Raw genomic sequence first — 14,003 nt, 5'->3', positions numbered from 1 at the left:
GGAAATTCATAGGGAAGGTTGTCTGCTGTGCGAAAGGGGATGGGACAACTGTTACGAAATGGTTTGCCACAAGATTTGCCACAAGATTTGCCACAAGGTTTATGGCCCAGTTTACGAGCCAGTTTTCAGCAAGTACAACGACAGTGGTTGGCGCTTGTGGTTGTGGGGAGTCTGGCCCTGAACGGCTGTAGTGTGGAAAAGGCCCGATCGCTGCAAAGTGCGGCCAACCAATTCCGGAACGAATCTCTAGCAGCGATCGACGCGATCGACACCCTGCACAAACGGGAGCTAGAAGCCCCACCCCGGTCTACCGCAGAAATTCGGCAAAGCTTTATTACGCGGATTCTTAACTCTAAAAGTGAGTTGAATAGTCGGCTGATTGAAGCCGCGATCGATCCCTATCAGCCGCCTCAGGTAACGGAATGGGATACCTTCATCACCGATCTGCGCAGCCAATACGAGGGATTCGCAGCCATTTTTGAACAGTTGGAGGGGGGGACGATCGTGGGCAAGGACGAAGTCCGAAAATCGGCGGAATATGCCCGCACCCTGACGGTACAAATGGCCCTCTTGGCCGATGCCCTCAACAAAAATCCCCCCATTCTGACCCAGTATCGCGCTAGCGTCATCATCAAACTGAAAAAACTACGGCAGGACTATCAGACGGTAATCGTCAAATTAAAAGCACGGGAACAGGATCCCTACAGTGGCTCAGAATCCCTCCAGCAACTCAACCAACAAAAATCTGATATGGAAAATCGAGCCGGAGAACTGATGGGAGAGTGGCAAGCCGTCAAGCAAGAAGAGCAACGCTTATTGGAGACCACCGTAGCCCAATGTATGAAGGCAGTGGTGATCGGGAAGGAATTAATCGAAATTGCCAATCGCTATGAGGAGGTAAACCTTAATCAACTCAATACGGCGATTACCCGCATCCTGACCAATGCCAGCGCGTTGACGGGGCGGAATTATGATGGGGTGAAACAACGATCGACCCGCATTCTCAATGAACTACAAACCGACCCTCTCTGGAGCAATGTCACCCGCACCGTCCTCGATCAGGTGAATAATGCCACCCGGACTCGATCGCAATCCCAAAACTGAAACAACCAACCCCCTGAACAGGCGTGCCGACTACCAGCGATTGACCTAATCTCGCCTTTGAGGAATTTTGTACCATGGCAGATGCCAACCAGCAGCTTCTCACCCTTGCCGCAGCTTTCCTGGACGAACTAAATATCCGTTATATGGAAGCCGATCTCGATGAACAAGTCGAACTTCAGCCCCAGCGAGATCGGGCCATGCGCAACTACACCCAAGCACGCTTGGCCCTCCTGCAACGCCGGGTGCTGTGTAAACCAGAGGATTTGGCTCAAATGCAGCAAATCCACCAAAAGCTAGCGCGATCGACTAATTTTCGCCAGGTTGTCGATTCCGTTCTCAGTTTTGCCGGCTTTTTAACAACCCGCTTTCTGTGACGATCTTCAGCTTTCCTTAAGGTTTGACAGTAACGGGGGTACCCAAGGTCACATATTGGTATAACGCCACGACATCCTTGTTGTGCATCCGAATGCAACCATGGGAAACGGCTTTGCCAATCAATTCGGGCTGGTTGGTGCCGTGGAAGCCGATTTGGGTTTTTCCGTCCGTCCAAATCCCAATCCAGCGCACGCCCAGTGGATTATCCGGCCCCGGTTCAATCACATTGCCCGTTTTGAAACTCTTGAAAATCGGATTTTCTTCTTTACTAATCACAGCGAAGTTACCGATTGGCGTTTCCCAGCCTGCTTTCCCCACGGCGATCGGGTAACTTGCCACTTGCTTGTCCCCCCGATAAACTTCCACCCGCCGTTTTCCTCGCCTCACAATTAAGTGAATTGGCTCCTCAATAGGTTTTACAAGCACAGGGTTTACAGGCACTACCGGCGTAACCAAGGGCGTAACCAAAGGCGTAACCAAGGGAGGGCTATCCGGTGTCGGCAGCATTCCCCCCGGCTGAGTCTGTTCCATGGGGAGGCTGGTCGAAACACTAGGTTCTACGGAAGTGGAGTCACTCCAGATCCGATCCACAGGTAAATGCCCAAAGGGAACCGCAGGTCTGATCGGCACGATCGAGGTGGGAAGTTGGGCCGGATCTGCGATCGAAGTCGGTGCACCCGTAGAACTGGGCGACAGCATGCCCTCGGTTAAATCAGCGGGGGGTGGGGTTTGGGCAACCGTTCTAGGCAATCCGACCCCGATCCCGACGCCCACCAGGGCTGTTGTGATACCCCAAGTTCCTAGAATACGAAGTCCGAGGAACCCTAACCACCGTCGATCGGAAAAGGAACGTATCGCCATAACTGCTAAGAATCAGAGTGTCGTTTGGGATTGCTTGGAATTCCTAAGTATTCGATGCCGGGTATTCGATGCCTGAGTCTTGGAATTCCTAACTACGAGCGTAGTTTTTCAAGATCGTGATTTCGAATGTAGCATTCTATCCGCTGCCCAACGATTCACCACCGGAGGGTTTGCAAAATCCTCAAAAAGAAAGATTTTCGTGCGAGATCATTGGCCCCCACTTCCTTAAACATGCTACCCACCTACCCCTTAAACATGCTACCCACCTACCTAATACCCCCAACCAGTAAACGATCGCTCACGCCAATGTTTGCGATCGAACTCGCACTGGAATGGAACTGGGCTTAAACTCATTGGGACTTGTACCTGTCTAAGAGTGGTACTTGTTGAAAATTTACCCGTTGGAAATGACATCGGTTATGGTCACGACTCAACGCCTCAAACGACAAATCACCCTCAGCCAAGCAGTTGCCTTGGGGCTGGGATCGATCATCGGCACCGGAATTTTCGTCAGTATTGGCCTTGCCGCTGGGATTGCGGGGATCGGACTTCTTCCCGCCTTAGCGATCGCCGCGATCGTGGCTACCTGTAACGGACTCAATTCCGCCCAACTGGCCGCTAGCCATCCCGTCAATGGGGGCACCTATGAGTATGGATACCGCTATCTCAATCCCCAACTGGGTTTCACCGCTGGCTGGTTATTTCTGTTAGCCAAATCAGCGTCTGCGGCAACGGCAGCTCTCGGCTTTGCAGGCTATCTGCTCCATGGGTTAGGGCTCGGCAGGGGTAACCCAGTCACCCTCGTCATTGTTGCCCTCGCCGCAGTGGTGGGAATCACGGGAGTGGTGCTGAGTGGCATCCAGCGATCGAGCCGACTCAATACATTCATTCTCACGATTAGCGTCTTGGCCTTACTGTGGTTTGTCGTAATTGGTACAGGCGCGATCAGTACAGGTGCGTTCAGTACAAGTGCGTTCAGTACAAGTGCGATCGGTCAAGGACTACCTTCAGGGTTCTCTATGTTCTACGATAGAGGAGGTAGAACAATTCAGGAGATACCGATCCAGGCCATTCTACAAGCCAGTGCTTTAATGTTTGTCGCCTACTCGGGATATGCTCGAATTACCACCCTTGGAGAAGAAGTTCAGCATCCAGAACGAACCATTCCTAGAGCCATTTTGATGACCCTAGGCTTAAGTTTTGCGTTGTATTTTGCAGTCGGGGTGGTTGGCTTAGGAACCGTTGGAGCCGAAGCACTCCAACAAGGCGCGATTACAGAAGCAGCTCCGTTGGCATTAGCGGCTCGTCGCTTTCCGGTCTGGGGAAGCGAAATGGTTTTAGGGATCGGCGCGATCGCAGCCATGCTAGGAGTGTTACTCAATCTCCTACTGGGGCTTTCACGAGTGCTGCTGGCTATGGCACGGCGGGGCGATATGCCGATCACACTGGCCCAACTCAATGCCGATCGCACCACTCCCACGCTTGCAGTCCTAGCCATGGGGGGAATCGTCGCCTTGCTAGTACTACTAGGCAACGTAAAGACCACTTGGTCCTTCAGTGCCTTTAGTGTCTTGGGCTACTACGCTATTACCAATCTAGCGGCATTGCGCTTACCCGCCTCAGTTCGGCAGTATCCCCGCTGGACCGCTGGGTTTGGGTTAGCAGCCTGCGTCTTTTTGGCGTTTTGGGTGGAGTGGCAAATTTGGTTCGTGGGCTTGGGTTTAATTGGGCTGGGGCTGATTTGGCAAGCCACCCTACAGCACCGATCGAAGGCAAACTGATCTGAAACCTAGATCCCCGTCTCAGGGCATCCTGGAGGAAGACCATTAAATTGCCAAAAACAGGCTCCCTAGGGGATCAACTGCCCAATTTAAGCGCTTCAACAAACAGGCTGTAGGTAAAGCCGATTCTGAGGCCATTGACACAGTCTGCCAGCAAACTTCTGCGCCATTGAGCCTTGCGAGTGTAAACCGCTCGACTCGTCAACTCGGTCAGCAGAACTAAAATGGCTGCGACCCAGATGTCATACTCTGCTGCCTGACCAGCGGTAGTAGAAACAGCGGTTCCTAAAAAGAAGCCTAGCAGTAGGCACATCAGCAGCAAGGAGATGCGCCGCCAAGGATTGCGAAACCATTGCTCCATCTGGCCACTGGCATTCCCAAATAGGCGATTGAGGCGAGTATCTTGCATAGGAACTTGCTTAAGGAGAAGACTTAAAGAGAGGAATGATTTTACAGGAAATTCTAATGCCACAAATCCGTAAATGACTTGTTATACCTAAAAGAGAGCACACGGGGGAAAGGTGATGGGGCAACTAATTCAAGGGCGCAAGGTGGGTCTATTGCAGGCGATCGCGATCGCGGGCAGTGCGGCATTAGTGGTGAGTATTGGGAGTTTTTGGTTGGGACGCCTCAATCGAGAAGCTGAAATTGTGACCGGTAGTCAGGTTCCAGTCATTCCTGTAGACTCAGCCCCCCGCGACCCCTCAGCCATCCAATCCGTGTCCAACCCTGCCAAAGCAGATACGATCCCCACTTCAGGAACCTCGACAGGAACTGCAACAGGAGACGCCACGGCCCCCCTCGCCCCAGCGCAACGGGGCAATCTCCGCATTAGCAATCAGTCAGAGCATCCTGTGCGCATTGCCCTTCGATTTAAAGCAGACAAAATGAGTGGCGATAAAACGGGGGACAAATCCACCGCCTCAGTCCGCTATGAACCGCCTGCCCACTGGGATTTTGCACCGGGAGAAGGCAGCGATCGCGGTTTAGTCGTCGCCTTACCGGGGCGCGCCATTCAATTGAAAAAAGGCGATATCTTAGTGGCCTTTGCCCAGGACGGATCCCAGCGCTATTGGGGGCCGTTCATCGTGGGAGAAACCGATGAACCCCTGTGGAATCCCCAAACGGGAGAATGGAAGCTCACATTGGAGAACTAAACGTTAAGAGACTCAACGTTAGAACGCTAAACGTTAGAGCACTCAACATGGCTAGTGAACGAGTCCTGTCCGTGATAGAGATCCATGACTTGCGAGATGGGTAGGCGGGATTGGGCATTCAGGGTAAGGGCCGATCGATGGCCCCGATCGAAATGTTCTGCCGCTGCACAGGCAATCATCGCCGCATTGTCAGTACAGAACTTCATCGGGGGAAAGAGTACGCGGATCCCGTGGGGTTCGGCGGCTGCCTGTAACTGTTGCCGCAGGCCGCGATTGGCCGCCACACCTCCGCCCACCGCGATCGTCGTCAGCCCATAATCCAAGGCACAGGCGATCGCCCGTTTCGTTAGGGCGCGGGCAACGGTGGCCTGGAAACTGGCCGCGAGATCGGGAATTGGCAACGGATCCCCACTGGCTTCTAATTTTTGCGTCAGGCGCAACACCGCTGTCTTGAGGCCACTAAAGCTGGAATCGTAGGGATGGAAGCCCCCCTGGGGTAAGGACACCTGCCCTTCTGGGAGTGGGAACGCTTTGGGATTGCCCTCCGTTGCAAGGCGATCGATAATCGGCCCACCGGGGTAGCCCAGTTTGAGCAATCGCGCAACTTTATCGAAGGCTTCCCCCGCTGCATCATCCCGCGTCTGCCCCAGGACTTCATACTGCCCACAGTCTTTCACGTAGATCAGACTGGTGTGCCCCCCGGAAACCAACAAGCACAGAAACGGCGGTTGCAAGCTAGGTTCACTGAGGTAGGACGCATAGATATGGCCTTCCAGATGGTGCACCCCCAAAAAAGGTTTGTCATGCACCAGAGCAAGCGTTTTAGCCGCAGTCAATCCCACCAATAACGCCCCAATCAAACCGGGCGCACAGGTGCCTGCCACAGCGTCAATCCCAGTCCAGTCAAGCTTTGCAGCCTCTAGGGCTTGATCGATCGCCAGGTTTACCCCCTCCACGTGCTGGCGCGAAGCCACCTCCGGCACCACCCCCCCATATTGGCGATGGGTCTCGATTTGGGAGGCGACGACACTGGCCAAAACTTGACGATTCTTAACGATCGCTACCGCAGTTTCGTCACAACTTGTTTCAATTGCTATAACCGTTGCCATTTGCTGGTAACTTTTGGGTGGGAACTGGTATTCTCTCTTAGCTTAAACCCTTCTGGGGCAAGCGTAGGGGATACCTGACTCAACTCAATCAGTCCTCATACCTACGCAAAAAGTTCAATCCTTTTTGTTCAAGAAACTTTGCAATCTCTAAGTTAAAGGGAAACAACTCCATGCGACGATTGTGTGCTTTCGTTTTGGCTATCGCGCTGTGGTTCGGTTTCGTTTCCACCGCACCCGCCCACGCCATCTACGATAATCTCACTCCTTGCAGTGAATCTGCTGCCTTCGCTCAGCGGATGAAAGCATCGGCTAGCCCCACGGCTCAACGCCGTTTTGACCAGTACACCAAAGCAGGTTTACTCTGCGGTGAAGAAGGGCTTCCCCACTTGATTGTGGATAACCCTTCCCATGCTGGTGACTTCATTATTCCGGGTATTCTCTTCCTCTACATTGCAGGCTGGATCGGCTGGGCTGGTCGTAGCTATCTGCAAGCGATCAAGAAAGGCGAAAACCCCGAAGTTAAGGAAGTGGTCATTGATGTGCCTCTGGCGCTGAAGTTTATGCTGGGTGGCTTTGCTTGGCCCCTAGTTGCCTTCGGCGAAATCTCCACGGGCAAGATGTTTGCAGCCGAGTCAGAAATCACTGTTTCTCCTCGATAGTCATTCAACTAAAATCTTGCTTTTTGGAGGCTTGTTCATGGCACGTTATTTGTCTACCGCACCTGTCCTGCTCATGCTGTTGTTGACAGTAACCGCAGGGATTCTGATTGAGTTCAATCGTTTCTTCCCCGATCTGTTGGCTCATCCCCTATAAGATCGAATATAAGATCGAACCTCGATTCATGACTTGTTCATGAGAGCGAAGGGCGCAGGTTCTGCGCCCTTCTGCTTGTTTATGCTTGGCCGTTTCATCCTTGGCCCGATCGCATGTTTTCAGATGCTGTCTTTGCGGGCGGATCGGATTCGGGGGAAAGCGCCTCCGCCTAACAGCTCCCTATCTTGTCGCTTCTCCCTATCTTGTCGCTTCCGGTGTGGCCTCAGCCGTGGGACTGGGCTGAGCATTGGCACCCACTTTTGCGTTGGGATTCTTTTTCAGGGTGAAGTAGGTTTCTAGCACCTGGCGCGCCTTGGGACCCATGAGTGATCCACCTCCACCACCGGAATATTCACCAAAGGCAACGACGACAATTTCCGGCTTATCCGCTGGGGCATAGGCTCCAAACCAGGTGTGGGATCCTTTACCAAAATCCTCCGCCGTTCCGCTCTTGCCCGCGATCGCAACTTCACTGCTTCCCAGGGCATCACTCCCCGTTCCATAGGTCACCACTTCCCGTAGACCCTGCTGGAGAATCTCGATCGTTTTCGGCCTCATATTCAAGCTTTCTCGCCAGTTTTTAGCCTCTTCGTTATCCTTCAGCAAATGCGGCTTGACTTTGTAGCCCCCATTGGCCGCCACCGCAAACATCACCGCCACTTGTAACGGACTTGAGAGGAGGTAGCCCTGGCCGATCGACATGTTGATGGCATCCCCGATCGTCCATTCAGTCTTCTCATATTTCAGCTTCCAGGCAGGATCGGGAACTAGACCAGGATCCACCTCATCCACCAAGTCCACCCCCGTTTTGCTGCCCAACCCAAAGCGACGCGACCAATCGATAATGGGATCTCCTCCCATGCGCCGAGCCACCTGATAGAAGAAAGTATCACTACTGTGAGCCATGGCTCCCGTGAACCCCAGTGGCCCAAACCCAGCGTGGTTCCACTCCCCAAAGGTCACCCCTCCAACCGTTAGTGACGGAAAGGTCGGCAACACCTCATCCCCCGTGAAGTTCCCACTTTCGATCGCCGCTGCTGTCGTGACAATTTTGAACGTGCTAGCCGGAGGATATTGCTGCAAGGCCCGGTTCAGCAAAGCATTGCCTTCCTGGAGTTGTTTCCAAGTCGCTTCAGACACCCGTTTCGAAAAAATATTGGGGTCAAAGGCTGGACGACTCACCATGGCCAGAATGGCTCCATTACGAGGATCCATTACAACGATCGAGCCTGTAAAGTTGCCCAGAATTTTTTCTGCCGCTTGCTGAAGATCCCAATCCAGGGTCAGCGTCAAGTCCTTCCCTGCATGGCTAGGCTTATTGTGCAGGATGCGCACCACATTACCTGCACCGTCTACTTCGACTTGCTGGCCGCCCCCTTCCCCCCGCAACATCTCTTCATAGGTCGCCTCAATCCCCATCTTGCCGACCACATCCCCCAACCGATAGCCCTTTTTCTTGAGCTTTTCGTACTCCTCATCGTTGAGTTCGCCCGTATAGCCAATCACATGGGCCGCCAGATCGCCATACTTGTACTCCCGTGTCGTTTCCCCATTGACTTCAACCCCATCCAGCTCATTCTTGGCTTCGGCCAAGGCAGTCACTTGCTGGGGGCTAATGCCTCGGGCAATCCGCACAAGAAAGGGGGAATCTTGCTCCGCTTGATCAACCCGCTTGCGAATTTCGGCTTCAGGAATATTTAAAATGCTCGCAAGTTTCGTAATGGTTTGGTTCCATTTGGCTTCCTTGGTGGCCAATGGCCAAACATAGACCGAGTGGGATAGTCGGGACCCAGCAATGATTTTGCCCTTGCGATCGAGAATTTTGCCCCGTTCCGGGGGACTGGGAATCAAACGAATCCGATTGTTATCTGCCAATTGACGATTGCGCGTCCCTTCCATCAGTTGCAGGTAAACCAACCGCGACCCCAGCCCTCCCAGCAGCAGTAAAGACACAAACAGCAGCAAAACTAGGGATTGATTGCGGCGACCCACCTGTCGCGCAGCAGACTCACGAATATTGGAGCGAGACGGTTGCAAAAGGGCCATAGCACTCTTGAAAAACAGCAGGGATCAACAAACGAGCTAGATGATTCAGTGTAGCAATCTCTGGCCAGAACCCAAACTATGGGAATTTTTTCCAGAAATAGGGCATCCTTAATCACAGGTAGCAGATTCTTGTTGCCAGAGCTAAATAGAGTGCGATGGAATCTAGCAGTTAATGCGAAGATGGAAAGGAGGTGCATCCGCCTAAGCCAACGTTCAAAGCCCACGTGGCTGACACGGAGTCCTCACACGGAGTCCTCACAATGCTTCACAGATTGCACGGATCCCAACTCACTGGCTTAAGATGGCGTAGATACAATTTCAGCCGAGTACAGCTTCGTAGATTCCTGAGATCCCCTTCGCTCTGATTTCCCAAGGCTGGGGTGGTTCGCTCTACCTTGCTCTACCCTATCCTCTCGGTCAATTCGTCCTATGGCTCAGACGGTACCTCACAACTATTCAGAAACAGGACTCAATCTTGGGTTCGACATTGAGCTGCGCAAAGTTTTTAAGGTCTTCAATGGCGAAGCCGCAGTGCGGGGAATTGACCTGAATATTCGACGAGGAGAATTTTTTAGTATTCTGGGACCCTCCGGTTGTGGTAAAACGACTACTCTCCGCTTAATCGCGGGGTTTGAATTGCCGACGGCGGGAGACATTTTGTTGCGCGGGCAGTCCATGGTTGACGTTCCGCCCTATCGTCGTCCGGTCAATACTGTTTTCCAAAGTTACGCCCTGTTTAACCATTTGACCGTAGAAGAAAATATCGCCTTCGGCCTGCGGTTGAAAAAAATGGGGAAAGGGGAAATTCAAAACCACGTCCGAGAAGCCCTCAATCTAGTCAAGATGGAAGAATGGGCCAAACGCTTTCCCTCCCAACTTTCAGGGGGGCAGCAGCAGCGGGTGGCCTTAGCACGAGCATTGGTCAATCGTCCAACCGTCCTGTTGTTGGATGAACCCTTGGGGGCCTTGGATCTAAAGTTGCGAAAAGCGATGCAGATGGAACTGAAAACCCTCCATCGCGAATTGGGCCTCACGTTTGTCATGGTGACCCACGATCAAGAGGAAGCCCTGAGTTTGAGCGATCGGATCGCGGTCATGAATCGGGGGCGCGTGGAACAAATGGGAACCCCCAGCCAAATCTACGAGCGTCCAAACACTCGCTTTGTCGCTGAATTCATTGGCGATACCAATTTAATCATGGGCAAAATTGAAGGAGCCCATCCCACCATGCTGTGGATTATCAGCACGGAAGGTCGCCAATTTAAGGTGATTCCGGTGGATACAGGCAATAAGCCCTTGACCTCCGGTGCCGTGGTCATCAGTGTGCGGCCTGAAAAGATCCAATTGCAATACCAGCCCCCCGCAGACGGACTCAATTGGGTGGAAGGGTATCTGAAGAATTTGCTCTACCTAGGAACCCACGTCAATTGTCAACTTCAATTAACCTCTGGGGAAACATTAGTTGTACAGCTGCCCCACGGTTTTGAAATTCCGTCACCCAATACTCGTCTGTATGCGGTCTGGCGGCCAGAAGATGGGCTGGCTTTGCCCAATGATTCTTAGCGCGCCCTGATGCTGAGTGTGTCGGTGGCTGGTTGAAGGATGTCTGAGTCAGAAATCGTGATCAAAGCCCTCAAAACCGATGTCTCGCTCTGAAACGTCTAGCCTTGCATTCCTGCTGTTGTGGCTGTTCCTATGACCCCTCTATCGTCCGATCGATCCCTCCCCCTTTCCCGTCGTCAATTGCTACGGCGATCGTTGCTGGGATTTTCTGGGTTGATGATTTCGGGGAGTTTATCGAGTTGTGGGTGGCGACTGGGAAATGTACAGAACCGAGGCCTGATCCAGACTGCAACCAATGAGTTGTTCATATACACTTGGGCTCAGTACGCCGATCGAGAGTTACTGAAGGCCTTTCAGACGACTAGTGGGATCCGTGCAATTACAGAACTCTTTGACTCTAATGAAGCCATGCTAGCAGCGCTCCAAGCTGGCAAGGGCGCAAACTTCAGTATTATTTATCCGTCGGAATATATCATTCCAGAAATGCGCGACAAGCAGCTGATTACGCCCCTGGATCATACGCGCCTGTCAGGACTGGGGAATTTGTTGCCCCAATTGCGGCAATCTCCCAATGATCCGGGGAATCAGTACGGCATTCCCTTTGCCTGGGGAACGACAGGTTTAATTTACAACAGCGAAAAATTATCTGAGGCCATTACTGATTGGGATGATCTCTGGAAATACAAGGAAAAATTGAAGCGCCGCATGACGTTGTTGAATGATCCCCGGGAAGTGCTAGGCGCTGCTTTGAAGTCTATGGGCCATTCCTACAATGAAAAGAATCCCGACTTGGTCAAAAAGGCGGGCGAAAAACTCCTGGCGTTAAAGCCCTATCTTTCGAACTTCACAACGGATGCTTGGCGCGATCAGATTCTGGCGGGGGATTTGTGGGTGGCGATGGGCTATTCCTCCGATGCAGGACCTTTACTTCAGCAAAATTCCAAGCTCAAGTACGTGGTTCCCCAAAGTGGAAGTTCACGCTGGGTGGATTTAATGGTGATTCCCAAAAGTGCACCGAATCCAGAAGGAGCCTACCAATGGATCAACTTTGTCATGCAGCCAGATGTGGCAGCAGAAACCGCTAAGCGTTTAGCGGTAACGACACCGAATTTGGCTGCGATCGAGCTACTCCCCGCTGAGGTACAGACCGATCCCGTCGCTTATCCTCCACCAGAAATTTTAAGCCGATGTGAAGCCATGGTTTTTCTCGATCGCAGCATTGCAGAGATTTATGACCAGACCTGGGTCAAGGTCACCAGCAGCTAAACCCAGCACTCAGGGCGGGGATAACGAAGGGGGTTGCAGCAGGGTTAACGGCCCGAAGGGGTAACGAACCGAAGAATTGGATAGAAGGTGAACCATGGAAATTGTGCAGAATCTCATTGCAACGAGGATGTAAGCGTGTCTACAACACCATCGACTAAGTCCAAGGAACAAGACAAAAATCCGCCCTGGCTGATTCGCTGGTTGGAGCCCTTAGTCTTGTTGCTTCCCGCAGGGTTGTGGCTCATTCTGCTGTTGGTTTTACCAACGTTAATTATCTTCGAACTCAGTTTCGTTCCTGGGATCCGTCCTGGAGATCTGGTCATCCCAACGGGACTGGCTAACTATGTGCGGATGTTTGAGCCCCTGACCTTGCTGGTCATTGGTCGATCGTTGCTGTTTTCGATCGGAACAACGATTCTTTGCTTGTTGCTAGGATTTCCAGTGGCCTATTGGTTGGGCGTGATTGCCCCCAAGCGCTGGCAGAATTTGCTCCTCCTCGCCTTTGTTTTACCCCTCTGGACGTCTTCTCTCCTCCGCTCCTACGCCTGGATCAGTATTCTGCGCCCCACAGGGGTCCTCAATACCTTGCTTACGAGTGTAGGACTCCCCCCGTTAGATTTACTCAATCAAATGCCAGCGGTCTTTATTGGCATGACTTACAGCTTGTTGCCCTATATGGTGCTGATTCTCTATGCCTCGTTGGAGAAGCTCGATCGACGGCTTTTAGAAGCAGCAGCCGATCTGGGGGCAACCCCTTCGCAGACCTTCTGGTGGGTCACTGTGCCCCAGATATTACCCGGATTAGCAGCAAGCTCGTTATTGGTGTTCATCAACGCGCTGGGCGACTTCGTGAATCCTGAACTGCTGGGAGGACCCTCTAGCATGACAGCAGCACGGCTGGTCTATAACAAGTTCCTGGGAGCCACCCCAGACTGGGGAATGGGCTCAGCGATGAGTACGATGTTGATCATTATGGTGACCGTTGCCATTGCCTTATTGATTAAATATGGCGATCGTCGGGCAACGGATGCCTAATCCCACAATCTCAATTACAGTCCCACTGAAGAATTACAGTCCCACTGAAAGATCGATTATGGCTGCCCTTTCTGAAACCCAACCGGCTGATCGGCCCAAGCATTTTGTTTGGCAAATGTGGTTTTCGGTACTGATGTTTGGCTTCATGTACCTACCCATTTTTGTCCTGGGGTTTTACAGTTTTAATAACTCGCCCAATAGTTCTCAGTGGGCCGGTTTCACCCTGCGTTGGTACAGTCAGTTTTTCCAGGACGATCGCATCCTCAATGCGCTCTTTGATAGTTTAAAAGTCGCCTTTGCCGCCGTTGCCATTTCGGCAGTCCTTGGCACTTTAATGGCGGTCGGCTTAGCCAGGTACCGTTTTCCAGGCAAGCAACTCTATCAAAATGTCGCTTATTTGCCATTAATCATTCCGGACATTGCGATCGCAGTGTCAACCCTAGTGTTTTTAGCAGCGGTATCTATTCCGTTGAGCCTGGGGACCATTGTGGCAGCCCATGTGGTGTTTTGCTTAGCTTATATTGCGTTGATTGTTTCCACACGGATTGGTAATTTAAATCCCTATTTAGAAGAAGCAGCTTTAGACTTAGGGGCCAATCCTTTCCAAGCCTTCATTCTCGTCCTGTTACCCGAATTGGCACCCGCCATTATCTCCGGCTGTTTGTTAGCCTTTGTCCTAAGCATGGACGATTTTCTGATTGCCAGTTTCACGGCGGGCGGCGGCACCAACACACTACCGATGGAAATCTTTAGTCGCATTCGGACTCAAGTGAAGCCGGACATCAATGCCCTCAGTGTTGTACTCATTACAGTTTCTGGCATTGTCGCGATCGTTTCTGAAACCATTCGCTATCGAGGGGAACAAAAGCGAATTCGCCATTAATTTCGCCACT

14 protein-coding genes are annotated in these 14,003 nt (G+C 52.2%); 10 read left to right on the top strand and 4 right to left on the bottom strand.

Annotated elements, in window-relative coordinates:
• Positions 1-87 precede the first annotated feature (87 nt).
• Both H6G21_RS06500 and H6G21_RS06495 read left to right on the top strand, forming a co-directional pair.
• Complete coding sequence (locus H6G21_RS06500) at positions 88-1,104, top strand: hypothetical protein (protein WP_190571739.1); 1,017 nt, start codon at positions 88-90, stop codon at positions 1,102-1,104.
• Positions 1,105-1,178: 74 nt separating this feature from the next.
• The gene (locus H6G21_RS06495; protein WP_190571737.1) at positions 1,179-1,478 is read left to right on the top strand and encodes a hypothetical protein; all 300 of its coding nucleotides are present in this window, start codon (positions 1,179-1,181) and stop codon (positions 1,476-1,478) included.
• A gap of 16 nt (positions 1,479-1,494) precedes the next feature.
• On the opposite strand, the gene H6G21_RS25625 is transcribed toward H6G21_RS06495, so the two are convergent.
• A complete protein-coding gene (locus tag H6G21_RS25625) occupies positions 1,495-2,340 on the bottom strand; it encodes a L,D-transpeptidase (protein ID WP_242041685.1) in 846 nt (281 codons plus the stop codon).
• 419 nt (positions 2,341-2,759) lie between these two features.
• Between H6G21_RS25625 and H6G21_RS06485 the strand changes: the two genes are divergently transcribed.
• Positions 2,760-4,121 carry an APC family permease gene (locus tag H6G21_RS06485; RefSeq protein WP_199307056.1) on the top strand — a complete coding sequence of 454 codons (1,362 nt, stop codon included), beginning with the start codon at positions 2,760-2,762 and terminating at the stop codon, positions 4,119-4,121.
• A 76-nt stretch (positions 4,122-4,197) separates the two neighbouring features.
• Here the strand turns inward: H6G21_RS06485 and H6G21_RS06480 are convergent, their stop codons facing one another.
• Positions 4,198-4,530 carry a DUF565 domain-containing protein gene (locus tag H6G21_RS06480; protein ID WP_190571733.1) on the bottom strand — a complete coding sequence of 111 codons (333 nt, stop codon included), beginning with the start codon at positions 4,528-4,530 and terminating at the stop codon, positions 4,198-4,200.
• 115 nt (positions 4,531-4,645) lie between these two features.
• Here H6G21_RS06480 and H6G21_RS06475 point away from each other — a divergent pair, with 115 nt between their 5' ends.
• Positions 4,646-5,278 carry a hypothetical protein gene (locus H6G21_RS06475; RefSeq protein ID WP_190571731.1) on the top strand — a complete coding sequence of 211 codons (633 nt, stop codon included), beginning with the start codon at positions 4,646-4,648 and terminating at the stop codon, positions 5,276-5,278.
• Positions 5,279-5,304: 26 nt separating this feature from the next.
• On the opposite strand, the gene tsaD is transcribed toward H6G21_RS06475, so the two are convergent.
• Positions 5,305-6,387 carry a tRNA (adenosine(37)-N6)-threonylcarbamoyltransferase complex transferase subunit TsaD gene (gene tsaD, locus H6G21_RS06470; RefSeq protein ID WP_190571729.1) on the bottom strand — a complete coding sequence of 361 codons (1,083 nt, stop codon included), beginning with the start codon at positions 6,385-6,387 and terminating at the stop codon, positions 5,305-5,307.
• Positions 6,388-6,557: 170 nt separating this feature from the next.
• Between tsaD and H6G21_RS06465 the strand changes: the two genes are divergently transcribed.
• Positions 6,558-7,046 (top strand): Photosystem I reaction center subunit III, encoded by a 489-nt coding sequence (locus tag H6G21_RS06465; RefSeq protein ID WP_190571727.1) that lies wholly within the window; start codon positions 6,558-6,560, stop codon positions 7,044-7,046.
• Between the two features lie 37 nt (positions 7,047-7,083).
• On the top strand, positions 7,084-7,200 hold the full coding sequence (psaJ, locus tag H6G21_RS06460; protein WP_190571725.1) for a photosystem I reaction center subunit IX: 117 nt from the start codon (positions 7,084-7,086) through the stop codon (positions 7,198-7,200).
• Positions 7,201-7,398: 198 nt separating this feature from the next.
• On the opposite strand, the gene mrdA is transcribed toward psaJ, so the two are convergent.
• Positions 7,399-9,246, bottom strand: a complete 1,848-nt coding sequence (gene mrdA, locus H6G21_RS06455; protein WP_190571723.1) for a penicillin-binding protein 2 — start codon at positions 9,244-9,246, stop codon at positions 7,399-7,401.
• 429 nt (positions 9,247-9,675) lie between these two features.
• On the opposite strand from mrdA, the gene H6G21_RS06450 reads away from it, so the two are divergent.
• The 4 genes from H6G21_RS06450 (at position 9,676) to H6G21_RS06435 (ending at position 13,993) form a co-directional block, all read left to right on the top strand.
• Entirely contained in the window at positions 9,676-10,809 is a 1,134-nt protein-coding gene (locus tag H6G21_RS06450) for an ABC transporter ATP-binding protein (protein WP_190571720.1), read from the top strand.
• Between the two features lie 132 nt (positions 10,810-10,941).
• Complete coding sequence (locus tag H6G21_RS06445; protein WP_190571718.1) at positions 10,942-12,075, top strand: spermidine/putrescine ABC transporter substrate-binding protein; 1,134 nt, start codon at positions 10,942-10,944, stop codon at positions 12,073-12,075.
• A gap of 189 nt (positions 12,076-12,264) precedes the next feature.
• A complete protein-coding gene (locus H6G21_RS06440) occupies positions 12,265-13,110 on the top strand; it encodes an ABC transporter permease (RefSeq protein WP_199307074.1) in 846 nt (281 codons plus the stop codon).
• A 58-nt stretch (positions 13,111-13,168) separates the two neighbouring features.
• On the top strand, positions 13,169-13,993 hold the full coding sequence (locus tag H6G21_RS06435; RefSeq protein WP_190571714.1) for an ABC transporter permease subunit: 825 nt from the start codon (positions 13,169-13,171) through the stop codon (positions 13,991-13,993).
• Positions 13,994-14,003: the final 10 nt, after the last annotated feature.

It is taken from the genome of Alkalinema sp. FACHB-956, from assembly GCF_014697025.1.
Classification (GTDB): Bacteria; Cyanobacteriota; Cyanobacteriia; order Leptolyngbyales; family Leptolyngbyaceae; genus Alkalinema.
This window is presented reverse-complemented; position numbering and strand designations above follow the sequence as displayed.

Bases quoted from the DNA above. Each gene is read 5' to 3' on its own strand.
- mrdA (WP_190571723.1), bottom strand. From the start codon at position 9,246: ATGGCCCTTTTGCAACCGTCTCGCTCCAATATTCGTGAGTCTGCTGCG.
- tsaD (WP_190571729.1), bottom strand. From the start codon at position 6,387: ATGGCAACGGTTATAGCAATTGAAACAAGTTGTGACGAAACTGCGGTA.
- H6G21_RS06450 (WP_190571720.1), top strand. From the start codon at position 9,676: ATGGCTCAGACGGTACCTCACAACTATTCAGAAACAGGACTCAATCTT.
- H6G21_RS06480 (WP_190571733.1), bottom strand. From the start codon at position 4,530: ATGCAAGATACTCGCCTCAATCGCCTATTTGGGAATGCCAGTGGCCAG.
- H6G21_RS06495 (WP_190571737.1), top strand. From the start codon at position 1,179: ATGGCAGATGCCAACCAGCAGCTTCTCACCCTTGCCGCAGCTTTCCTG.
- H6G21_RS06475 (WP_190571731.1), top strand. From the start codon at position 4,646: ATGGGGCAACTAATTCAAGGGCGCAAGGTGGGTCTATTGCAGGCGATC.
- H6G21_RS06435 (WP_190571714.1), top strand. From the start codon at position 13,169: ATGGCTGCCCTTTCTGAAACCCAACCGGCTGATCGGCCCAAGCATTTT.
- H6G21_RS06485 (WP_199307056.1), top strand. From the start codon at position 2,760: ATGGTCACGACTCAACGCCTCAAACGACAAATCACCCTCAGCCAAGCA.
- H6G21_RS06465 (WP_190571727.1), top strand. From the start codon at position 6,558: ATGCGACGATTGTGTGCTTTCGTTTTGGCTATCGCGCTGTGGTTCGGT.
- H6G21_RS06445 (WP_190571718.1), top strand. From the start codon at position 10,942: ATGACCCCTCTATCGTCCGATCGATCCCTCCCCCTTTCCCGTCGTCAA.
- H6G21_RS25625 (WP_242041685.1), bottom strand. From the start codon at position 2,340: ATGGCGATACGTTCCTTTTCCGATCGACGGTGGTTAGGGTTCCTCGGA.
- psaJ (WP_190571725.1), top strand. From the start codon at position 7,084: ATGGCACGTTATTTGTCTACCGCACCTGTCCTGCTCATGCTGTTGTTG.